The organism is Vibrio sp. 2304 (genome assembly GCF_033339475.1).
Taxonomy (GTDB): Bacteria; Pseudomonadota; Gammaproteobacteria; order Enterobacterales; family Vibrionaceae; genus Vibrio; species Vibrio alginolyticus.
This window is the reverse complement of record NZ_JAWOUQ010000144.1, coordinates 1-520: the sequence shown is the minus strand read 5'-3', so window position 1 is coordinate 520 and position 520 is coordinate 1. Positions and strand designations below refer to the sequence as shown.

Below are 520 nucleotides of genomic sequence, written 5' to 3'. Positions count from 1 at the left end.
GCCTGCGCTTTGGCTGAGAGGATTGTCCTCAAAAGGCTTGGGAAAGTACGGCTTGTGGCCTGGCGCATAACGCGGCAGTGGTGACACGGCAGAAAGAGTTTGCGTCACTGGGATAGCGATGGGTGATAAGTACCACGGCAAGTTAATGCCAAACATGGGGGCGCTTAAAATCAAACCAGTGAATGGGTGCTCTGGGTGGGTTTGCAGGTAGCGCGTCGCGATGGCACCGCCCATGGAGTGCGCGATGATAAAGCACTGCTGATATTGTTTAAGGTCGTGTTGTTTGATCACCACGTCCATATCATCAATATAGTCAGTAAAGTCATAGACGTGACCCATATCAGAGTCAGATAATAGGCGATCTGATAAACCTTGTCCTCGGTGGTCAAAGGAATACACATCGTAACCTTGGCGGTAGAGATCGTAAAACAGCTCTTGGTACTTCCAGGAAGATTCGATGCGGCCATTGACGATCAGCACGGCTTTTTTGTGTTCAGGGTTGGTGAGTTTGCACCAGTAG

Annotated in this window: 1 protein-coding gene; it reads right to left on the bottom strand. The window is 50.0% G+C overall.

From position 1 onward, the window contains the following. The coding region (locus tag R7P64_RS24705; RefSeq protein ID WP_318124279.1) for an alpha/beta fold hydrolase at positions 1 to 520 on the bottom strand (520 nt) is incomplete at both ends.